The following is a 21,110-nucleotide window of genomic DNA, read 5'->3' as shown; positions in this document are numbered from 1 at the left end:
CTACCGTTCGGGACTGCCTCCATCGAGCCGGCGCGTGGCTGGGTGCTCGCAGGCGACGCATGCGCTGTATGGAGACCGGGCTGATTGTGGGACTCGCGTCCCTGCTCTCGGCGTCCTGCTCGTCGACGGCGCCCGATGAGCCCGATGAGCCCGAGAACGCCATCAAGATCGGGGCCCTCGTCCCCTTCTCCGGGGGCGAGTCGGCCATCGGCCGCAACCTCGAGCAAGCCATGTTGCTCGCGGTCGAAGACCTGACCGCGGCGGGGGGGCTCGAAGGGAGGCCGTTCGACATCGTGAGCCGAGACAGCCATTCGAGCCAGGTGCGCGGGCTCGACCAGCTGCTCTCGCTGATCTACACGGATGAGGTCCGCTACCTGGTAGGGCCCGAAGAGAACGAGCTCGCCCGCGACATCGCGTTCGAGGTGAAGAAGGAGGACCTCCTCCACATGCTGCCGGGTTATGCCGCGCCCTCCATCGCGCGCCGTGAGGACGTGGGCGGCAGGATGAGGCTCGCCCCTTCCCCGTTCGCCATCGGCTGCGCGCTCGCGAAAACCATCGTTCGCGAGGGCGTCCGCACCGCCAATAGCCTCTCCGCGCGGGACGACTACAACGCCGGCGTCAGCACCGAGTTCACGACCCATTTCGCGGCGCTCCAGGGCAGGATCCTCCCCTCGGTGACGTTCACGTCGGGGCAGCCTACGTACGAGCGCAAGATCGAAGCCGCCTTCAACCTGGACGACCCGGAGCGGGCGCCGGCCGGCCGCACGCTGCTGGCCGCCTATCCCGCCGCCGCCTCGACCATCGTGACCGAATGGACCGTCCACGGGCGTCCGGGCAGGTGGCTCCTCGGGCCTGCGTTGCACACCGAGGTGTTCCTCGCCAACATCCCTCAAGGCACCCTCGATGAGAACTCTTATGGGATCTCGCCCTCGCTCAGCCTGCGGAGCGAGTGCGGCCCCGCCCCCGGCGACTCGACCGGGGAGGCGCTCAGCTGCACGCACTGGAACGCCGACGCCTTCGCCTATCACTTCTCCCGCCGGTGGAACGGCGAGGTGCCGTTTCCCGCAGCGCACTTCTATTACGACGGCGTCGTCCTCATCGCGATGGGCCTCGTGTACGGCTACGCGACCACCGGGCAGATCATCACGTCCGGACATGAGCTGCGGCAGAAGATCCTCGAGCTCAACGACCCCAAGAACGACGTGGCCTTGTGGTGGGATCTGAACACCGCGATGGCCATGCTCCGCGCGGGGACCCCGCTCCGCTACATCGGCGCAGCCGCCGAATACGAGTTCGACTCCTACGGGGCGAGCCAGAATCACATCATGCAAAGGTGGACCATCAAAGGCGACCAGTTCGTCGATGGCGACCCCTTCGACGCCAAGTGTATAGTCCAGCAATGATCTAGAGCGGTTTCCGCCCCCCTCTGCACCATCCAGAGCAGAGCGGCAGCAGAGCGGCGGTCTCCCGCACAGGAGACGGGCCCAGATCGGCGTTTTCGGCGCGCAAGCGCACTCCGGTGCGCTGAGCATCGAAAACGCCGAGGTGGGCCCGTATCCGAAGCGGGTGACCGTCGCTCCAGAGCGGTGCAGCTCAGTAACGGTGTCGTAGCTCGAAGAAGATCTCGCGCGGCGCGAGCGGGTACTCGAAGCCAGAGAACCCGGGATCCGGGCCGAAGGTGCCGAGGATGTTCTTGGCGCGCACGGCCAGGGTCGTCTCGTGCCCCGGGATGATCCACAGGTTGCGCGCGACCAGGCTGGCGTTCCACCTGAGGTACGTGGGCAGCTCGAACGCGCCGCCGGCCTCGAGGGTGCTCGCCTCCGCGGACTGCCGGGGCCCGACGAGGATCCCTTGCGTCGAGAGCTCCAGCGGCACGGAGCTCGGCGACGGCAGCTTCACATAGGCGCCGGCGCGGGCGATCCAGCTCGGGTAGGCGACCATCGACGAGCCGACCAGATCCGCCTGATACCCCACCTGGCCGGAGTCCCGGGTGGAGTGCACGGTCTCGAACGACCCGTAGCCCCCGAAGGCGTCGCCGTGCCGTAGCTCGGCGCGGGTCGCCCAGATCAAGGACTTCTGGCTGGCGATGTTCAGGGCCGTCTGGTTGATGCCCCGCGGGACGAACTCAGCCTTGTCGTTCAAGAGGCTGTACGACACCCCCGTGCTCGCCGAGGCCCAGACAGCAGGCCTCCACGTCAGCTCCGCGTCCACGGTGTGGATGAGCTGAGGCGACAGGCGCTCGTTCCCGATCACGTCTCCCGGCACGAGGGGCTCGGCGAAGAGCAAATACGGGGACGGCGCCTTGAAGGCGCTGCCGTACAGCAGCTTGGCCACGACCGTCTTTCCCAGGTGCGAGGTCGCCCCGAACCGACCGGTCAGCTGATTGCCATACTTGCTGTGGTGATCGTAGCGGAGCCCGCCCGTGACCTTCAGCCACGGATCGAGCACCTTGAGGTTGGCGCTAAGGAGCGCCCCGATGTCGACCAGCTCGGCCGATTGCTGCTCCCGCTCCGGCGAGCCAAAGGACTGCTTCGTTTCCTTGGTGACCCGACGGAAGGACGGCAGGTCCTCCTTGTCGTAGACGGACTCCAGATTCAATATCAGGTTGAATCGGTCCCACGGCATCCACCGGGCCTCGACGCTCGCGTCCACGCCGCGATACGCCATGCGCCGCTCGATGTAGTACCAGCCGCCGGCGACGTCGATGCGGTCGTCCGGCAGGACGCCACCCTGGAAGTACATCCCCTGCACCGCGAACGCGAGCTCCCGGTTCAGCTGGAAGAGCCCGTCGACCGCCACGCGGCGCTGCTGGAGGCTGATCACCGTGCCGGCACGGTTCCCCTCGTCGTCCGTCCCGCCGGTGAGCTGTGCCCATTGCGCAAAATCCCCGCCGCGCCGGAGGCCTGACCAGTACGCGCTGAGCACGAGGTGGTGCCCGCGCTCGGGATGGCGATACCCGAGCCGCGCCCCGACGACCCCCGACATGCGCTCGAGGTTCTGGGCGTCCAGGCGCCCCGCGTTGTAGGGCGGGATGACGGGAGCCGGGGACTGGGTGGGCATCTCCAGGCCACTTCGATCATCGAGCTCCCCCGCGGCCGTCAGCATCATCTCGAAGCGGTCGGTGAACATGCCGCCCACGAGGTCGAAACGGCCGCGCGGGTGGTCCTTCGTCACGCCGACCTGCACCGTGCCGTCGACGAAGGGAATGTCCTCCGGATCGAGGGTGATGATGTTGACGACCCCGAGGAACGCATCGGCGCCATAGAGCGCCGACGCCGGACCACGGACGATCTCGATCTGCTTGATGGCCGACAGCGGGATCAGCTCCGTGCCCAGCCAGTTGCCGCTGGTGGTCCGGAACGCCGCCGATCGCCCGTTGATCATCACCTTGATCCCGCCGCTCTCGGCCCCCAGCCCGCCCGTCATCCCCTGCACGCCGGCGTTCGGCAGGATGTGGTCGTCGATGAGATAGAACCCGACGACGTGCTCCAGCACCTCGCCGACGCTCGTGTATCCCCAGCGCTGGATCTCTTCCGCGGTGATCGCCGTCATGATGGCGGGCGCGTCGTCGAGGGTCTCCAGCGTCTTGGTGGCAGTGGACACCTCGACGTCGAGCAGCCGGAGCAGGTCGACGTCCTCGAGCGCGTCGTTCCGGCGCTCACCCCCCACCGCCTTCGGCGCTCCCGGCGCCGTCGCGGTCGTCGGCTGGGCCCATGCGAGACCGGGGATCGAAGCGATCACCAGCGCAACCATCCACCGGGTTTCGAGTGAGGCAAGCATCATGCGGGTTCAGTGGGCTCCAGACATTCGTCCATCGTCGATTCGGCGCGATCGTCACGTCGCCTTGGCGGTCGCGGCGAGCTCCTCCTTCAGCGCAGCGCTCACGGAGTCGAACTCGTCACGTAGCCGCGCGAGGTCGCCCGCTTGCGGCAGCTCGCCTTGACCCGCGGCGAGCTGCATCTTCTCCGCCAGCTCCGCGACGCGCGCCGCGCCGATCGAGAGCATGCTGCCCTTCAGCTTGTGAGCGTTCGCCTTGATCTCTGCAGCCACGGCGCTCCGGATGACCCCCTCCAGGCCGTCGAGCTGCGCCGGCACGTTCTTGAGGACGAGCTCGATCAGCTTCCGCGAGCGCGGGACCTCCGGGTCGAGCACCGGCGCGCGCGCCGCCTCCAATTCGGGGCCGGAGGGAGACGGCGACGACCCAGGCTCGTCCCGGCTCAGGACCACGTGCCGCCACAAGGTCTTCTGCAGAGATTGAGGGCGTACCGGCTTGGCCAGATAATCGTCCATCCCCGCCGCGAGCACCCGGTCCCGCTCGCCGACGAGCGCGTGCGCCGTCAGCGCGATGATCACCGTGTGGCGATTCCTCGAGCGCTCCCAGGCGCGGATCTCCTGGGTGGCGGTGTACCCGTCCATCACGGGCATCTGGCAATCCATGAGCACGGCGACATACCGATTTCGCTTGACGCACTCGAGGGCTTCCTGGCCGTTGCACGCGGTCTCCACGCGCAGACCCAGCTGCTCGACCTGCTCCATCGCCACGTAGCGGTTGATCTCGTTGTCATCGACGACCAGCACGGGGAGCTTGCTCGCGATCTTACCCGGCTCCACGCCGGGCTTGCTAGGCGGCGGGGTCGAGGCGCCCGTGAGCGCGCTCTGCAGCGTGTTGTACAGCTCGGAGACGCGGAGCGGCTTGGGGAGCTGCGTGACCATGCTGGAGTCCATCCCGCTCAACGTCACGCTCGATCCCATGTGATAGAGCGCCACCACGGGCAACGTCTGCAGCGCCGGGACCGACTGGATGGTCCTGAGGAACTCCTCGAGGCCGAGGTCGTCCATCTGGACACCGACGACGGCGGCGCTGAACGGCCGCTTCTCCAGCACCGCGAGCTCGAGCCGGTTGATCGCGTCCCTCCCGGAGGCCGCGGACTCGGCGTCGAAGCCCCAGGCCACGAGGTGCTCCACCACGACGTCGCGCCAGCTCCTGCTGTTCTCCACCACGAGCGCGCGGCGCCCGCTCGCCCACTCGGCGGAGCGGATCTGCTCGCCTCCGGCCGTGACGCCGACCCTGATCGTGAACCAGAACCGGCTGCCCTGCCCCGGCGTGCTGTCGAGGCCGACCTCGCCGCCCATGACCTCGACGAGGCGCTTGCTGATCGCGAGCCCGAGGCCCGTGCCGCCGTGCTTGCGGACCAGCGAGCCGTCCACCTGCGAGAAGGCGGCGAAGAGCTTCTTCTGGTCGTCGGGCGCGATGCCGGGGCCGGTGTCCACCACGGCGAGCTTGATGAGCGCCGTGGCCTTGTCCTGCTGAGTCTGCTGAGAGATCGAGGCGTCGATCAGCACCTCTCCGCGATCGGTGAACTTGATCGCGTTGCCGACCAGGTTGGTGAGCACCTGGCGGAACCGGTCGGGGTCGCCCACGATGCCGGTGGGGACGCGGCGCTCGACGCGGTACACGAGCTCGAGGCCCTTCTCGTGCGCCTGGCTCGCCATCAGCTCCGCGACCTCCTGGATGACGAGGCGCAGATCGTAGGAGACGTGCTGCGCCACGTACTTGCCGGCCTCGAGCTTCGAGAAGTCGAGCACGTCGTTGATGATCGACATCAACGTGTTGGCGGAGGCGTCGACGGTCTCCACGTAACGCCGCATCTTGCCGTCGAGCGACTGGTTCTGCATGAGCCGGATGACCCCGAGGATCCCGTTCATCGGCGTCCGGATCTCGTGGCTCATGTTGGCGAGGAACTCGCTCTTCATCCGGGACGCCTCGAGCGCCTGCTCGGTCTTCACGCGCAGCTCCTCGAACGCCTGCTCGTTCGCCTCGACCATGCTGTTGAAGGCCGCTCCGAGCAGCTCGAGCTCGTCGCCGCTCGTGATCTGCACGCGCTCCCACTTCTTCCGATCCACGATGGGCGATTCGGTCGGCGGCGCGCTCGAGCGGAGCCCGGTGGCGATGGCCCCCGCCGCCGTGCGCAGCGCGAGCAGCGGCTCGGTGATGTGGACCGCGACCCGCTTGACGAGGAAATAGCTGGCCGCCCCGCTGCCGAGGATCAGCGCCACGATCAGGCCGAGCGTGGTCACGAGCCGGTTCGCGGCGAGGTCCCGGGCCTGGACCATGCGCTCGACGACGCTCCTCGTGCTGATGCCGTAGATCACGGTCCCGGCGTGGGTCCCCTCCGAGATGACCGGGGCCGCGACCTCGAGGACATCCTCCCCGCCCAGGGGGTTCTGCCGCCGCCGCAGCGCGAGCCGTGACGGGTGCACGGTGCTGATCCCGAGGGACTCCAGGTCCGCCGCGGTGAAGTTCGGCGCCGCCGGGCTGGGCGCGTCCTTCGAGGCGGGCACCCGGGCCAGGCCGCTCGCCGCCCAGACCCGGTTCTCCGCGTCGAAGAACAACCCGTAGGCGATGTCGTTGTTCTCCGAGACGGTCTGGTGAATGAGCGCCTTGACATCCCCGAAGAGGTTGTCCGCCACCAGGCTGCGCAGGGCCAGCGCCTGATTGAAGCCGAGCAGGCGCGCCTTCTCTTCCAGACCGCTCAGGAGCTCCTGCTCACGCTTGGCCTGGACCGCACGATCCGTCGAATAGATGAGCGCGCCGCTCGCGAGCAGCGTGGTGCCCCCGAGCAGCAGCAGCGCGCCCAGGATCAGGCGCAGCAGCTTGATGCGGAGCGAGCCGTGGGTGTTCGGGGTTGCCATGCACTCTACTTTGGGCGCCTCATCGAGGGCGGCGGGTTAGAAGAGGACGACGCCGCAGAAGACCCCGCAGACGAAGACGGTGGCGGGCTGGTCTTCCCGGCGCGCGAGGCCACCGCGCGCTCGACCGCCGGCGCCAGCGCGACGTGCAGCTTCGCTTTCGAGACGATGCCGTCGGCGCCGACCTTCTCGCCGATCGCGCTCAGCTTGTCGATATCACAGCTGGAGACGAGGACGATACCCAGGTTCGAGAGCTGCGCGTTGTCGCGGAGCAGCTTCGCCAGCTTGTCGCCGTTGATGGTCGGCATGTTGATGTCGAGCGCGACCACGGAGATCTTGTCTCGCTTGATGACCGCCGTCGCGCCGATGGGCGTGGCGAGCTCGACCACGTCGAAGCCGGCCCTGACCAGGACGGCGCGCATCGCCTCGCGAGCGATCTCGTCGTCATCGATCACGAGCACCCGGATCATGACGGCGCGCTCCAGGGACGGCAGCCATGCGCGCGACGCTCTCCACGCGACGAGCAGATGGCAGGCCTGCCCGGGCGCTCGATGGTTCGAGCTGGCCCGTCGCATCGTGACCATGTGCCCGGTTGGAAAGGTAATCGCACGGCGCCTCCATTCCCCCCGATACGCGCTCACCTACCGATGAGAAAGTCAACCTGGCCGAACTGACTGGAATTCAGGCCGAAGCGCCGTGCGAGCCTCACGTCGACCAGGCGTTTCACCGAGATGGGCAGGCGGACACCCGACGACCGGAGCTTCCAGTCGGCGTCCGCGAGCTCGTAGAGGAGATCCGCCGCTTGCACCGCGAGCGCCTGGGTGTCGGGGATGGCAGCGAACGTCCCGAACTCCGCGTGCTCGTTCACGAGCGAACGCACGGCCACGACCACCGGCGCGCCGAGCCGGTCCACATAGGGCAGCCAGACGTTGGTCAAGAACCTCGGGCTCAGGAGGCCATTGTCGTTCGGCAGCCAGATCGCGTCGACCTTCGCCCGCTGGAGGTTCACGAGCGCGGCGCGGAGGTCCTGCACGCGCGGCTTGTTCGAGAGCTCTTCCTTGACGAAGGCCAGCTTCTCGACGTGCATGAGCGCTTCCTGTCGCGCGATGTGATCCGCGAAGCCCTGGCGGTAGACGACGCCGACCCGATGAGCGTCGAGGCCCAGCGTCCGCAGGCCCACCATGGCCGTGACCGCCGGCACCTCGTAGGAGATGGCGACCGAGTTGGGGACGGTGCGCTGGAGCTCCTCGGCGAAGGACGCCATCAGGATCAACGCGACCGGCGGGGTCGGAACGGTGCGCGCCCACTCGCGATACAGGAGCACGGTCGAGTTGTTGACCAGCACCACCGCCCGCGGGCGATCGCGGGCGACGATCCGCGCCACGAGGTCGGGGCCCGACTCCTCGCTGCGCAGCAGCGAGATGATGACACGGTGTTCCCCGGACAGCTCGACGCGCAGCGATCTCAACATGTCGTCGAGCTGCGGATCCGAGGGGGCGATGACGGAGATGACCGGCCTCGCGTCCGGAGGCGGCGGCTGGAGCGTCGGCGCCGGGTCGCTGGCGACGGGTGTCGCCGGGCCCGACGAACAGCTCAGGGACAGCACGAGCCCCGCGAGGGCGGAGGCCCGCAGCAGCAAGCGCCGAGAGAGGGGACGCGTCGACCTTACTTCCATTCGTCAACCCCCAGATCGGCCAGCACGTGTTTTGGAAGCCTCCGGATCGCGCCCTCCACCGTCTGGCGCTCGCTCAGGAACGTGACCGCCACCAGGCCGACCTTCGCCGTCGAGAGGCTGAGGATCGTGAACGTCATCTTGCTCCTCGACTCGAAGTCAGAACGAAATCGCTCGGGGAGGAGGACCGCATCAGCCGTCTGGAACTGGAGCAGCTGCAAAAGATCTTCGATCTTCGTGACGCGCTGGACCTCAGGCGCGGTGCTCACACCCAGCAGCCCGGCTACGAACTTAGGGAGCGATTTCCGTTCGACCAGATCGACGATCCCGTATCTGAGACCGGAGAGCATCTCCTTGGTCAGCGCCCTCGTCGAGACCAGGAGGTACTGCTCCGCGTCGCTCCCCGCCTTCACGCCCTGGATGTCGGCGGTCCGATTGAGCGAAGCCAGGACCGGCTTTGGCGAGAGGGCCGCGTCGGGCGGCGCCGACTCGAGCGCGGCCTTGAAATCGCTCAACTTTCCGAACACGGTGACATCGACGCCGGGCATCGACTCCTCGATCTTCTGCTCGAGGGCGCGAGCACGGAGCGGTGTCACCGCATACACATAGAGCGTGGCCACGGGCCCAGCCGTGATAGGCGGGCTGAGCAGCAGAAGGCAGCACCCGATGAGCAGAGCCGCCGCGAGCAGTGCCACCGGCGCGCGCGTCGATCGGAGCCCCCGGCGAAGCGGAACTCCGGTCCTGTCGGGCCAAGCGCGCTCGGCGAGGGTGCTGAGGAGTGAGCGAAATCCCCCGTGCCGAACCGGAGGAGCCGCGCGGTTACTTCGTGGCACCCACGATGATGCCCAGCGGGTTGCGATTCGCGCCCGACACGCGAGGTGCCCCACGGCCCGCTCGAGCGCTGACCGCCGTGCCCCCGTGGAGCGCCTGCAGCTCGTTTCCACCAGGCTCATGTCCTCCCGGTCATCATGGGTAGGGAGCGTAGCCGATGGTCAACCCTTTTTGTCAAGCGCCCCCTGGGAGGCGCCCCCGCGGTCCCACCGAGCTTGGCGAAATGGGGACGCCGGAGAGGGTGACGACACCCGACGGCCGCTCCCCCGCCAGCAGCCGGCCAGCACGACCACGCCGGCGCTGCCGAGCACGCCAAATACCGGGGCGAGCGCTTGACACGCTCCTCACGCACCTCGGTCTCAGGGCTCGATCTCGAGTCCCAGGGGCGGCATGTCCCCCGCACCGCGTAAGCAAGAGATGGCGCCTCCGAGAAACCAGCAGATGGCGCCCCGGATTCGCGCGACACATCATGCCTCGTCGACCTACATGGTGAGCGATGGTGCATCGTGATGCTCGGTAATTTTACCTTGTCATGCACAAACAGCGGAATCCATGGGTGCGCCTTCGCTCCCTGCCACCGAGCTCGAAAGCTCGCGCGTCGCGCTCGATCTACGTACCGCTTGCGTACCGCTGGCGCTCTGCTGGTGGCGCTCTGCCGCTGGCGCTCTCCTGCTGGCGCTTGCCGCTGGCGCAGGACGATCGTGGCGTCCAGCTCTCCGGTGCGGCGTCCCGCCAACAATCGCTCCGACAACGGGATTGTAGTCCATCGGGTCGCCACACAGCAACCCTCGCGAACCACGGCCGCAGGGCCGGGGTGTCGCGGATCACAGCGGATGGCGCGCCACAGAGGCGCTGGCGCCGAGCGCCGCGCAGACGTGAGGCAGGGCCCCTGCGACCCGGGTATTTGCAAGGAACTCTCGTGACCTGGGGAACGAAGGTTCCACTCGAAGGGCGCTCAGCCAGCGGACGGGCAAACCGCTGCCCGCCGCTGCCCGGAGCGCCGAGCGAGCGGAGCGGCTCGACCGGCGAGGCGGCGCGCCGCGCTCCGGCGCGCCGTTCGTCTCAGTACCACTCGCTGCCGAGGCCCAGCGTGAAGGTGAATGTCGGCCCCTCTGGCAGGAACACCGGGTGGAGATCCGCGCTGATGGCGAAGCCGCTCCGCCGCGCGCCGCTGCCGGCCAGGCCGCCGAGGATCAGGGCGCCCCGCGCGTGAGCGCCGAAATACCAGGCCGCCGTGCTCTCACAGCCGGCGCTCGGGAGCGGGATGCCGCCCTCCGGGACCTCCGCGCCGCAGGTCGCGACGGCCACGTAATCCATGGAGGGTCCCGCGCCGAGATCGAGGAAGTGGAACAGCGTGAAGCCCGCGAGCACCGAGTTGTAGTCGATGAACCCCGCCTCGAATCCAGCGCTGTTCTCGGTGCTCTCAGGGGTGAGCGTCACCATCGGTGTGTTCTGGTAGTATATCCCGAAATAGTGGTTGACCTGGACACCGAGCCGGCCCGAGAGCGCAAAGACGGCCCCCGCGCCCGTGGGTGACTCGATGATCCCGCCACCGAGCGTCGTACCGAAACGAAAGCGCATCCCGTCCTTCTCGTCGTCCTCGGGCTCCTCCGGTTTCTCCTCGGGAGCGGGCGGAACCGGCGCGGGCGGCTCCGGAGCGGGCGTGTGCGCGGGCGGCGCGGCCCGCGGCGCGGGCGGCGGTGCAGGCGCCGGTGTCGACCGCGGCGCGGGCGGCGGTGCAGGCGCCGGTGTCGACCGCGGCGCGGGCGCGGGCGGCGGTGCAGGCGCCGGTGTCGACCGCGGCGCGGGCGCAGGCCGCGGCACAGGCGGCACCGGCGTGGGAGATGGCGGGGGGAACGGCATGGGAGCGGGCGCAGGCGCAGGCGCGGGCTGCACCGGAATCGGCGCAGGCGCGGGTGCAGGCGCAGGTGCGGGCTGCACCGGTGTCGGCGCGGGCGCAGGCTGCACCGGTGTCGGCGCGGGCGCAGGCTGCACCGGTGTCGGCGCGGGCGCAGGCTGCACCGGTGTCGGCGCGGGCGCAGGCTGCACCGGTGTCGGCGCGGGCGCGGGCGCTGGCGCTGGCGCGGGCGCAGGCTGCACCGGTGTCGGCGCAGGAGATGGCGGCGGTGCTGGCTGCGCGGAGGCAGACGGGAGCGGCTCTGGAGGAGGAGGCGGCGGGAGGGGAGCGTCGCCCTGGGTCAAGGCCGTCGCCGAGACCGCCAATGGAACGGTGAGCGCCGCGAGCGCGGCAAGCCAGCGAGGGGGTGTCATCCGGTCTTCCTCGATGCGCTCCTCGCGGCCGTCAAGCGCGCGGAGGTGCGCGCTGTCGGCCGCGGTGCGCCGCAGCGGATGATCCGCCCGCGAGCCGTGGAGCGCCAGCCCATCGACGACCGCCCGATGAACGTCGCCCCCCGTCCCTCCACTTTCCTTCACGGAACGCGGCGGCTCCGGTAACCAGCCCCTCGATCCATGCGCCGAGCTCGCCAGGCCCTCCTCTGCGGTACCAGCCCCCTGCCCGGGATCCTCTTCTCCGCGGCTTGCGTGGAGGAAACGCTCCCCCCAGAGGCGACCGCGGGCGGCGGCACTGGAAATCTCCATGAGACGAGCGGCGCGGGTGAGGGCGGCGCCGGCCCCGTGGACCCCAGCGGCACCGGCGGCGAAGCGGGGCACGCCGATGAGGAGGAGCGCAGCCCGTGACGGCCCGCGCGGCGGTCGCGCCGTCGACGCCTCCGCCCGCCGGGGCGGTGCCCGCCGTCCCCGCGGCCGGCGTGCAGGCCGCGCCGCTCGATTTCGCCGAGGTGTACGAGGAGATGTTCCCCTTCGTCTGGCGGACCGTGCGCCGGCTCGGCGTGGACGCCTCGGCGCACGAGGACGTGTGCCAGGAGGTGTTCGTCGTCGTGCACCGGCGGCTCCCGGAGTTCCTGGGCCGCTCGTCGCTGAAGACGTGGGTCTTCGGGATCGTCGTGAACGTCGTGCAGACGCACCGGAGATCGCTGCGCCGCAAGAGCCCCGCCCACCGCGGGACAGGAGAGACCGTGGATCCCGAGCTGCTCGCGGGGCCGAGCAACCTCAGCCCCTACGAGGCCATGACGAGGGCGGAGGCCGCGCGCGTCGCGCACGAGCTGCTCTCGTCGCTCGACGAGGAGAAGCGCGTGGTGCTCCTCCTCGCCGAGCTGGAAGAGATGTCGGCGGCGGAGATCGCGCGGGGCATCGGGGTGAACGTCAACACCGTGTATGCGCGGCTGAGGGCCGCTCGACAGGCGTTTTCCGACGCGGTGCACCGCCACCACGCCAGGATCCGAGGAGGCCGCAATGGATGAGCTGGGGACCGGGGAGCGAGCGCTCCTGAACGCCCTTCGTGACGAGGACGAGCCGACCGACGACGACAGACGTCGGACGCGCGCGGCCGTGTGGGCGAGGCTCGGCCTCGCAGGGACGGCGGCCACGGCCACGGCCGTGGCCGTGAGCGCCGAGAGCGCCGGAGCCGCCGGCTCCGCGAGCGCCGGCGCGGCCGCGCACGCGGTCGGCCCCGCCGCCGCGAGCATGGTCGCGAGCGCGAGCACCGCGGTCGCAAAAGGCGCGGCCATCACGCTGCTCGGCGCCCCGATGAAGATCGGGCTGGCGGCGCTGGTCGTGGGCCTCGCGACGGGGGCCGCGCTCTACTTCCCGACACCGGGCGAGGCGCCCGATGCGCAACGCGCGCAGGAGGAGGCGGCGGGCGCGGCCGAGGCGCCCCGCGCGGCGCACGCCGCCGCGCCCTCCAGCGCCCCGAGCGACGGGACGCCTGCGTCCGCCGAGGCGAGCGCCTCCAGCAAGGCCGACGCTCCCGAGGCGTCCGGCGCACCCGCCGAGCCGAGCGCCGCGCCCCTGGCGGCCGCCGCGGCGCGCGCGACGGCGTCGCGCACGCCCCGGCCGGCGGCCGCCGCGAAGCAGGGCTCCGAGGGGCTCGACGCGGAGATCGCGCTGCTCCGCGACGCGCAGCAGGCGCTGCAGGCGGGCCAGTTCGCGCAGGCGCTCTCGAAGCTCGACGAGCACGCCAGCCGGTACCCGAGGGGCGTGCTCTCGACCGAGCGCGAGGCGTCGCGCGCGATCGCGCTCTGCCGCTCCGGCCGCGCGCCGTCCGGCAGGGCGATCGCGGCGAGGCTGCTCGCGAAGAGCCCGGGCTCGCCGCTCGCGACGCGCGTGCGCGCCGCGTGCGGACAGGAGGAGTAGAGTGCGCGGGTGCACGTATCGAGGTGGGCGCACGCGCCGTCGATCCTCCCGGCGCTGATCGCCGCGGCAGGGCTCCTGCCCGCGCGCGCGCTCGCGGCGCCCGCCGAGCCGCGCACCATCGATCTCCGCTGGGAAGCGCCGGCGGGGTGCCCGCCGGTCGACGAGGTCCGGAGCGAGATCGCCCGGCTGCTGGGAACGTCGGAGCAGCGCCAGCCGATCGAGGTCGAGATCGCGATCGCTCGCGAGCGCGACGAGCGCTACCGGCTCGACCTGCGCATCCGCGCGCCGGCGCCGGGCGAGCGGGTGATCCATGGCGACGACTGCGCGTCCATGTCGCGGGCAGCGGCGCTGATCGTCGCGATGTCGATCGATCCCGACGCGGTCGCGCGGAGCGCCGCCGCGCAGCCCGCGCCGCCCCAGGCGATCGCCGCCCCCGCCGCCAGCGCGCCGCGCCCGCCGCCTCCCGCGCCGCGCCGCCCACCTCCCGCGGCAGCGCGGCCGTCCGCTACGACCGAGCGCGACGTGGAGGGAGCGCTCTGGGTGAGCGCGCAGCTCGAGCAGGCGCTCGTCCCGACGATCGGCGTCGGGCTCGCCGCGGGCGGCGGGATCCGCAGCGGCTGGTTCCGCGCGGACGGCGCTGCCGGCGTGGTGCCGTCGAGCTCGAGCCACATCGCGGGGCTGGCTGCAGGCGCCGAGTTCCGGCTCTGGTTCCTCGAGGTCGACGCGTGCGCGCTCCCGCTCGAGCGCCCCATCCGCGTCTACGTCTGCGCGCTCGGCCGCCAGCACTGGCTCCGCTCCAGGGGGCGAAACGTCGATGAGCCCTTCACCCTCACGACGCCGATCTTCGCAGCCGGGCTCGGGACGCTGCTCGAATGGCGCATCGCCGCTCCCGTGAGCGTCGAGGGCGCGCTGCACGCCGTCGTCCCGCTGAGGCGGCCCCGCTTCGTCGTCGAGAACCTCGACGGCATCGTCTACCGCCCGCCGGCCGCGGGCCTCAGCGCGCGCCTCGGTCTCGCGCTGGCCTTCTGAGCCTCAGGGCAACTCCGGGCCGGCGCGCCACGCGGCCTCGATCGCGCAGCCGGCCAGCGCCTCGCGGTAGAGGCGCAGCTCGTCGTAACGCCCTCCGAAATACGGATCCTGATCGAACTGGGATCGCCCGAGCCAGTTGTTCGTGTCCTGGATCGCCGAGAGCGGAAAGCCGACCGGCGTGCTGCCGAGGAGCGCACCGTCGAGGTAAAGCGAAAGGGTCCCCGCCCCGCCGTCGAAGACCGCGGCGAGCTGATGGATCTCGGCGTCATCGAGCGTGGGCGCGGTGGCGACCTGCACCTGGCCCGCGGCGCCGCTGTCGCTCGCGAGCGCGGCGATACCCGGCGGGTCGAAGCCCGTCGACGGGGTGATGACGAGGTAGGACCGCCCAACGCTCGAGTCGCCTTCGACGGGATTCTCACCTGTGCTGCCGATGCCGAAGTCGACGACGCGCAGGTACGCCCCTCCGCCGTTGCGGGCGACCCAGACCATGACGGTGACGTCGCTCAACCCCGTGAGGAGGCCCGCGGGCAGATCGACGTAGTCGTCCTCTCCGTCGAGGGTGAGCACCCCTCCGCCGTCGAGGCTCGCGCCGCCGAAGATCTCACCGTCGGCGCCGCCGACCGTATCGGCGACGACCGCCCCCACCCCGTCGAACGAGTACCGATGAGCGAGCGACGGCAGCGCATCGCAAGGGGCCGCGCCGCCGCCCCCTTCCCCGCCACCGCCCGCCTCGCCGCCGCCCGCCTCACCGCCGCTTCCCGCTTCACCGCCGCTCAGCGCCCCGCCACCACGCCCCCCTTCCCCGCTGCCACGACCACCTTCCCCGCCGCCGCCCACAACCGACGTCGGAGTCATACGGCCCACCGCAATATCCACATCTGCCCCACATCCGGACAAGCCGAGGAGCAGCACCATCATCGTAGTCTTCCGCGCGCACGACACAGGCTGATCCTAGCGCGGGTGTGCGGTCGATTCGATCACGAAAGGCGCGCGCTCCGGCAACGAGGGGGAGAGTGCTGATTCCACACGCGGGAGCCGACCATGATGTGCCGACTTGACCGAGTGTTCGCAAGTCCCTGGCTCGCCGCCGGGGGATGTCTCTTGAGCATCTCGTGCACTGGCATCCTCGGAGGTGATGACGCTCCGGGACCGGGACAGGAACCCGGAGACGACGCCGTCGTCGCGCCAGGCGGGATGCCTTTGCACCACATGACAGCATCGGAGTACAACAACACGGTCGCCCACCTCCTGGGCACGCGCCTGCGGCCGGCGGACGGATTCCCGGCCTCCGGCGCGAAGGGCTTCGACGCGAACGCCAGCGCGCTCTCGAGCCTCTCGCAGGTGCTCGTCCAGGGGTATTACGACGCCGCCAAGAAGCTGGCGGCCGACGCGTTCTCGAACGAGGCGCAGCGCGCCCAGATCCTCGTGTGCGACCCGGCGGAGGGCGCGGGCGACGGGTGCGCGCGCGAGATCATCGAGCGCTTCGGGCTGCGCGCCTTCCGGCGCCCGCTCGAGGCGGCGGAGGTCGACCGGTACGCGGCGCAGTACGACGACGCGCGCACCACCCTCGAGATGTCCCCCGTCGAGGCGGTGCAGCACGTCGTCCGGACGCTGCTGACGTCGCCGAATTTCTTTCTGCGGATCGAGCTCGGCCCCGACTCGAAGCGATCGCCGGGCGCCCTCGGCGGCCATGAGATCGCGTCGCGCCTCTCGTACCTCCTCTGGAGCTCGCTCCCGGACGAGGAGCTCTTCGACGCCGCAGAGAGCGACGAGCTGGCCACCGAGGACGAGCTCCGGGAGCAGGTAGACCGCATGCTGGCCGACCCGAAGAGCGCCGCGTTCTTCCAGAACTTCTTCGGGCAGTGGCTCGGGACCCGCACGCTCCCGAGCCACAGCGTCGACACAGCGCTGTTCCCGGGCTGGAACGACGAGATGAAGGGCGCGATGATCGACCAGGCCAACGCCTATTTCACCGGCTTCACGACCGGCGAGCGGCCGTGGTCCGAGTTCCTCACGGCGCCCCACCCGGAGAGCCCGCTGCTCGCGCCGCTCTACGCGAACGACCCCGAGGCCGGGCGCGGCGGGTTCCTCACGCTCCCCGCGTTCCTCACGCTGTCCTCGCGCGCCGATCGGACCTCCCCCACGTCCCGCGCGAAGACGATCCTGGCGCAGCTCTACTGCGCCGAGCTGGCCCCTCCCGCCGGCGTGGATATCCCGGAGCTCGAGGCAGCGGGAGGCGACACGGGCACCGTCGACAACGTCCGCGAGAAGCTCGAGAAGCACCGCGAGTCGCCCGACTGCGCGGGCTGTCACGATGTCCTCGATCCCATCGGGCTGAGCCTCGAGAACTTCGATGCGATAGGCGCCTACCGGACCGAGTACCCGAACGGCGACGCGGTCGACGCGACAGGCGAGTACGGGGGCGCGGCGTTCCAGGACATCTCGGGCCTCATCCCGGAGCTCCAGAAGGACGCCCAGCTGGGGATCTGCCCCTCCGAGCAGCTCTTCACGTATGCGTTGCGCCGGCGCCCGATCGGCGGCGACAGGGGCACGCTCGAGGCGATCGCCGCGCGCTGGGAGAAGGGGACGATCGCGGATCTGGTGAAGCAGGTGGTGACCAGCGAGGCGTTCCGCCTCCGTCCAGCGAAGGTCGGGGCGAAGTGAGGCCGCAGGCGTTGTTTCCGCACGGAACCAGGCACGAAGGAGCGATGCGCACATGAAACGCGGAATGACACGCAGGAACCTGTTGCGCGGCGCGGGCGTCTGCCTGGCGCTGCCGTTTCTCGAGAGCCTCGCGCCGCGCAGGGCGCGGGCGGGGGAGCCCGGCACGCCGAAGCGCTTCTTGCTCTGCACCTTCCCGAACGGGGCGCCCCACCACTGGTGGGAGACGGCGCCCGCGTTCGGCAAGACGCTGAAGGGCGCCGATTTCAAGCTGCCGAGGGTGCTCGAGCACTTCGCGCCGGTGAAGTCGAAGATGCTCATGATAAGCCGCCTCGGCAACCACACGTGGAGCAAGGAGCAGAACGCGTTCCTCGAGCCGTCCCACTCGCGCTGCATGGCCGCGCTGTCGACCTGCGTGGACGCCGATGAGCTCGGGAGGGCCGCCGGGCAGGACCTCGGCGAGTGGGTGGGCAACGGCGTCTCGGTCGACCAGCTCATCGTCCAGAAGGCAGGCCCGGAGCAGGCGACCCGCATCCCGTCGCTCCAGACCGGGCTCGGGGTGAAGCCCGGCTTCTTCGACGGGCGCAGCTACGCCTACAATCAGGCCGTCTCCTGGAAGAGCCCGCGCGAGCCGCTGAAGCGCTCGGTCAACCCGAAGGCGGTGTTCGACGCGCTCATCAACGCGGGCGCCGCGAGCGCGCCCCCCGTGCCAGGGCAGACCGACGAGCAGGCCAGGATCGAGGCGGAGCGCCGCGCGGCGACCGAGAAGAGCGTCATCGACGCGGTGCTCGGGGACGCGAACTCGCTCATGCGCCGGGTCGGCTCGGACGATCGCAAGATCGTCCAGCAGTACCTGGACGCCCTGCGAGAGACCGAGAAGAACGTGACCCGCGTCCAGTCGACGATGACCCCGTCGAGCCTGGGCTGCAGCCCGATCGGCGAGCCCGGCGTGGTCCCCGAGCCGCCGGGGCAGCAGGAGGGGCTCAACGAGAACGACAGCACGGAAGCCGGCGAGTACAAACACGACGATCACGCGAACGTCATGATCGATCTCATCGTCATGGCCATTCAATGCGACGTGACGCGCGTGATCACCCACATGCTCGACGATGCGCGCTCCGAGTTCGAGTACCGGTGCATCCCGGCCGACGTCCGCGCGAAGGTGGGACTCGAGTACAGGGAGGGCAGCAGCCTCCATTATCACTCCTGCCAGCACGGCCCCGGCAACCTGGGCGCCACGGACGAGGGCGGCCGCTACGCGGTCGTCGAGGAGAGCAACCTCGATTTCGCGGCCATCAACTGCTGGCTCGGCCAGAAGACAGCGCAGCTCGCGCAGCGGCTCGACGCGATCCCCGAGGGGGAAGGAACGGTGCTCGATCACTCGGTGATGGTCTACATGAGCGAGATGCGTACGCACGACCACGACGCGTACGATCTGCCCATCGTCCTCCTGGGCGGCGACGGCGTCTTCCTGAACGACGCGCACGTCGCGTATGGCCCCCTCGGCGAGGATCGCCAGCTCCGCGATCTGTGGTTCACCATCATGAACCAGTACTACAACCTCGGCGTCGCGTCGTTCGGCGAGGATCGCCGCGGCGTGCCGAACGCGCTCCTCGAGGAGATCCTGCGGTAGCTCGGCGGATCACGGTCTCGATGGATGGGCTCACACCGGAGGTCGAAACGCGATGTTCGAAAGCCGCTCACGTCGGTTGGTGTCCGGGGGTCTCCATGTCGTGCTCGGGCTGCTCGCGACCTGCGCAGCAGAGCTCGGGTGCTCGAGCGACCTGTCGCCCGCGTCTCCCCCGCCGGAGTCGCCCCCGCCGGGCGACGGGGGCGGTCCGCCAGGGGCGCCGCCCTGCGAGGAGACGAGCGACGGGCCAGCGCTGCCGCAGGCGTTCGCGCTGAACTGCGGCGGGTGCCATAGCGCCCACGGCAAGCCGACCGGCGGGTTTCCCGATCTGTTCGCCTTCGACGGCACCCTGGAGGCGTTCACGGCGCAGGTGCGCACGGGGAATGCGCGTATGCCGGCCTTCGGCGAGCAGCAGATCGCGACGGCCGACATCGAGGCGATCTACGCTTATTTCTCCACGGGAGCGCCGCCCGCGCCGGCGTGCGACGGCGGCGAGGTCGATCCCGGCGAGTGCTCCGGCGTGGACGGCGACATCTCCCCGCTGTTCCCCTCGGCGGCGGCGGGCAAGCCGATCACCACGACGGCTGCCGATGGGACGATCACGCTCGAGGCCGCAGGGCGCGTGCGCGGGCGCCACGAGAAAGAGGAAGAGTTCAGCCCGTACCAGCCGCGCTATTTCGAGAACCGAAGCTACAAGTTCATCGTCGAGGACACGATCCCGGCGGGCGGAAGCACCATCAAGTTCACATGGCTGCCCAACGCAAACGCATCGAACAACCAGACCATCAATTTCCGCTGCTGGTACTCGGGCGAGGGCAACGTGTTCGACTCGAACAACGGGATGGAGCGCATCACGAGCACCCACTGGGAGTTCGTCGTCGATCGCAACGCCAGGGACAGCAGGGAGATCCGCGCGGGAGATCTGCTGGAGTTCGAGTTCGGGGTGTTCCTTGACGCGGGCACCGTCGAGGGGAGGACGAGCTATTACAGCGACACGTTCCGCTACCGCGTCGGCAGCGGCGAGCTGACGCCGTTCAACGAGCCGAACGATGCGGCCCTGTCGGGCGGCGACGGGACGATACCGTACATCTACGAGGAGCCTCATCTCTATTACGAGCAGATGGCGCTCAACATCCAGGAGAGCTCTATCCAGCCCTTCCTCGAGGGGCGCCGCCTGTTCCATACGGATTTTGCCACCGGCGAGCACAGCGAGGGCGGTAACCCCGTCTTCGACGAGCACGCCGGCAAGGCGGGGCCGCTCTCGAACCAGGCGGCGTGCGTGAGCTGCCATATCAACAACGGTCGCGGCGCCCCGCCCGAGCCCGGCGAGGCGATGGAGACCGCCGTCGTGAAGCTGTTCGGCGCAGGCGCGAACGCGGACGGCGGGCCCACCGCCGACCCGAGCTACGGCCGGCAGCTGCAGGACAAGGCGCGGGGCGGGGGCGAAAGCGAGGGTACGGCCACCGTGGCCTACACCGAGGAGCCCGGGCAGTTCCCCGATGGCACGCCGTACGTCCTGCGAAAGCCCACGTTCCGCTTCGACGGGCTCTCCGCAGGGCCTATCGCGAGCTACTCGGTCCGCGTCGCGCGCCCGCTCGTGGGCATGGGCCTCCTCGAGGCGATCGCAGAGGACGCGGTGCTCGAGCGTGCAGACGGGATGGACTGCAATCAGGACGGTATCTCGGGCCGTCCGAACCTGATCCCGGACCCGGTCTCGGGGGCGCTGCGGATAGGGCGCTTCGGCTGGAAGGCGAGCAAGGTGAGCGTGCCTCACCAGGTCGCCGACGCGCTGGTGGCGGACATGGGCGTGACGACGAGCCTGTTCCCGGTCGAGGAGTGCGGCGAGGCGCAGACGGGTTGTCAGGCCGGCACGCGCGGAGATCCCGAGCTCTCCGACGAGGATCTCGACAGGCTCGCGGTCTACATGCGAATGCTGGGCGTGCCGCCGCGCCGAGACACGGCGGACCCGGCCGTCCAGCGCGGAGAGGCGCTGTTCAGCCAGGCAGGGTGCGCGAGCTGCCATGTCCCCTCGATGAAGACGGGGAGCCGCCACCCGCTCGTCGAGCTGCGGGATCAGCTCATCCAGCCCTTCAGCGATCTGCTCCTGCACGACATGGGCGAAGAGCTCGCGGACACGTCGTCGAGCGACCACCTCGCGGGGCCGCGCGAGTGGCGGACGCCGCCGCTGTGGGGCATCGGGCTGCTCGAGGCCGTGAACGGCCACACCCAGCTGCTGCACGACGGCCGCGCGCGGGACGTCGTCGAGGCGATCCTGTGGCACGGCGGCGAGGCGGACGCCGCGAAGCAGCGCTTCATGGCGCTCCCCGCGGGAGATCGCGACGCGGTGGTCACCTTCCTGCGCTCGCTCTGAGCCCCCGCCTTGCG

The 21,110-nt window shown here is 70.2% G+C and carries 16 protein-coding genes; 9 read left to right on the top strand and 7 right to left on the bottom strand.

The genetic code is table 11. The annotated features are described in order from the left end of the window. Nucleotides 1–68 precede the first annotated feature (68 nt). Nucleotides 69–1,403, top strand: a complete 1,335-nt coding sequence (locus tag WMF12_RS06855) for an ABC transporter substrate-binding protein (RefSeq protein WP_437869533.1) — start codon at nucleotides 69–71, stop codon at nucleotides 1,401–1,403. Between the two features lie 190 nt (nucleotides 1,404–1,593). On the opposite strand, the gene WMF12_RS06850 is transcribed toward WMF12_RS06855, so the two are convergent. From WMF12_RS06850 to WMF12_RS06825, 6 genes are all read right to left on the bottom strand, one after another. Further along, on the bottom strand, nucleotides 1,594–3,741 hold the full coding sequence (locus WMF12_RS06850; protein WP_437869532.1) for a TonB-dependent receptor plug domain-containing protein: 2,148 nt from the start codon (nucleotides 3,739–3,741) through the stop codon (nucleotides 1,594–1,596). Between the two features lie 93 nt (nucleotides 3,742–3,834). Then, nucleotides 3,835–6,693 (bottom strand): response regulator, encoded by a 2,859-nt coding sequence (locus tag WMF12_RS06845; protein WP_437869530.1) that lies wholly within the window; start codon nucleotides 6,691–6,693, stop codon nucleotides 3,835–3,837. A gap of 5 nt (nucleotides 6,694–6,698) precedes the next feature. Next, a complete protein-coding gene (locus WMF12_RS06840) occupies nucleotides 6,699–7,274 on the bottom strand; it encodes a response regulator (RefSeq protein ID WP_437869529.1) in 576 nt (191 codons plus the stop codon). A 53-nt stretch (nucleotides 7,275–7,327) separates the two neighbouring features. After that, nucleotides 7,328–8,365, bottom strand: coding sequence for a hypothetical protein (locus WMF12_RS06835; protein ID WP_437869526.1), 1,038 nt, complete (start codon nucleotides 8,363–8,365; stop codon nucleotides 7,328–7,330). Beyond that, nucleotides 8,356–8,982: a hypothetical protein gene (locus tag WMF12_RS06830; protein WP_437869525.1), complete on the bottom strand. Its 627-nt coding sequence runs from the start codon at nucleotides 8,980–8,982 to the stop codon at nucleotides 8,356–8,358. The genes WMF12_RS06835 and WMF12_RS06830 overlap by 10 nt, the downstream gene beginning before the upstream one ends. Before the next feature lie 1,273 nt (nucleotides 8,983–10,255). Next, nucleotides 10,256–10,774: a hypothetical protein gene (locus WMF12_RS06825; RefSeq protein ID WP_437744800.1), complete on the bottom strand. Its 519-nt coding sequence runs from the start codon at nucleotides 10,772–10,774 to the stop codon at nucleotides 10,256–10,258. Between the two features lie 131 nt (nucleotides 10,775–10,905). Between WMF12_RS06825 and WMF12_RS06820 the strand changes: the two genes are divergently transcribed. The 5 genes from WMF12_RS06820 (at nucleotide 10,906) to WMF12_RS06800 (ending at nucleotide 14,434) form a co-directional block, all read left to right on the top strand. Further along, the gene (locus WMF12_RS06820) at nucleotides 10,906–11,427 is read left to right on the top strand and encodes a hypothetical protein (protein WP_437869518.1); all 522 of its coding nucleotides are present in this window, start codon (nucleotides 10,906–10,908) and stop codon (nucleotides 11,425–11,427) included. Between the two features lie 235 nt (nucleotides 11,428–11,662). Then, entirely contained in the window at nucleotides 11,663–11,890 is a 228-nt protein-coding gene (locus tag WMF12_RS06815) for a hypothetical protein (RefSeq protein WP_437869514.1), read from the top strand. Beyond that, nucleotides 11,887–12,513, top strand: a complete 627-nt coding sequence (locus WMF12_RS06810) for an RNA polymerase sigma factor (protein WP_437744797.1) — start codon at nucleotides 11,887–11,889, stop codon at nucleotides 12,511–12,513. Before WMF12_RS06815 ends, WMF12_RS06810 begins: the two co-directional genes overlap by 4 nt. Next, a complete protein-coding gene (locus WMF12_RS06805) occupies nucleotides 12,506–13,405 on the top strand; it encodes a hypothetical protein (RefSeq protein WP_437869502.1) in 900 nt (299 codons plus the stop codon). The genes WMF12_RS06810 and WMF12_RS06805 overlap by 8 nt, the downstream gene beginning before the upstream one ends. A 9-nt stretch (nucleotides 13,406–13,414) precedes the next feature. Continuing rightward, nucleotides 13,415–14,434 (top strand): hypothetical protein, encoded by a 1,020-nt coding sequence (locus tag WMF12_RS06800; protein ID WP_437869497.1) that lies wholly within the window; start codon nucleotides 13,415–13,417, stop codon nucleotides 14,432–14,434. 3 nt (nucleotides 14,435–14,437) lie between these two features. On the opposite strand, the gene WMF12_RS06795 is transcribed toward WMF12_RS06800, so the two are convergent. Continuing rightward, a complete protein-coding gene (locus WMF12_RS06795) occupies nucleotides 14,438–15,289 on the bottom strand; it encodes a LamG domain-containing protein (RefSeq protein WP_437873838.1) in 852 nt (283 codons plus the stop codon). A gap of 354 nt (nucleotides 15,290–15,643) precedes the next feature. On the opposite strand from WMF12_RS06795, the gene WMF12_RS06790 reads away from it, so the two are divergent. The 3 genes from WMF12_RS06790 to WMF12_RS06780 all read left to right on the top strand — a co-directional run bounded on the left by WMF12_RS06790 (nucleotide 15,644) and on the right by WMF12_RS06780 (nucleotide 21,096). Beyond that, entirely contained in the window at nucleotides 15,644–17,098 is a 1,455-nt protein-coding gene (locus tag WMF12_RS06790; protein ID WP_437869492.1) for a DUF1592 domain-containing protein, read from the top strand. 52 nt (nucleotides 17,099–17,150) lie between these two features. Continuing rightward, entirely contained in the window at nucleotides 17,151–18,728 is a 1,578-nt protein-coding gene (locus WMF12_RS06785) for a DUF1552 domain-containing protein (protein WP_437869486.1), read from the top strand. A 79-nt stretch (nucleotides 18,729–18,807) separates the two neighbouring features. Further along, nucleotides 18,808–21,096, top strand: a complete 2,289-nt coding sequence (locus WMF12_RS06780) for a di-heme oxidoredictase family protein (protein ID WP_437869478.1) — start codon at nucleotides 18,808–18,810, stop codon at nucleotides 21,094–21,096. Nucleotides 21,097–21,110: the final 14 nt, after the last annotated feature.

The sequence above is a fragment of the Sorangium sp. So ce363 genome, assembly GCF_051520435.1.
GTDB classification, from domain to species: domain Bacteria; phylum Myxococcota_A; class Polyangia; order Polyangiales; family Polyangiaceae; genus Sorangium; species Sorangium cellulosum_B.
This window is presented reverse-complemented; position numbering and strand designations above follow the sequence as displayed.

Excerpts from the sequence above, each read along its gene's own strand:
- WMF12_RS06855 (WP_437869533.1), top strand. The coding sequence starts at position 69 with ATGGAGACCGGGCTGATTGTGGGACTCGCGTCCCTGCTCTCGGCGTCC.
- WMF12_RS06845 (WP_437869530.1), bottom strand. The coding sequence starts at position 6,693 with ATGGCAACCCCGAACACCCACGGCTCGCTCCGCATCAAGCTGCTGCGC.
- WMF12_RS06840 (WP_437869529.1), bottom strand. The coding sequence starts at position 7,274 with ATGGTCACGATGCGACGGGCCAGCTCGAACCATCGAGCGCCCGGGCAG.
- WMF12_RS06835 (WP_437869526.1), bottom strand. The coding sequence starts at position 8,365 with ATGGAAGTAAGGTCGACGCGTCCCCTCTCTCGGCGCTTGCTGCTGCGG.
- WMF12_RS06825 (WP_437744800.1), bottom strand. The coding sequence starts at position 10,774 with ATGCGCTTTCGTTTCGGTACGACGCTCGGTGGCGGGATCATCGAGTCA.
- WMF12_RS06815 (WP_437869514.1), top strand. The coding sequence starts at position 11,663 with ATGCGCCGAGCTCGCCAGGCCCTCCTCTGCGGTACCAGCCCCCTGCCC.
- WMF12_RS06805 (WP_437869502.1), top strand. The coding sequence starts at position 12,506 with ATGGATGAGCTGGGGACCGGGGAGCGAGCGCTCCTGAACGCCCTTCGT.
- WMF12_RS06795 (WP_437873838.1), bottom strand. The coding sequence starts at position 15,289 with ATGACTCCGACGTCGGTTGTGGGCGGCGGCGGGGAAGGTGGTCGTGGC.
- WMF12_RS06790 (WP_437869492.1), top strand. The coding sequence starts at position 15,644 with ATGACAGCATCGGAGTACAACAACACGGTCGCCCACCTCCTGGGCACG.
- WMF12_RS06785 (WP_437869486.1), top strand. The coding sequence starts at position 17,151 with ATGAAACGCGGAATGACACGCAGGAACCTGTTGCGCGGCGCGGGCGTC.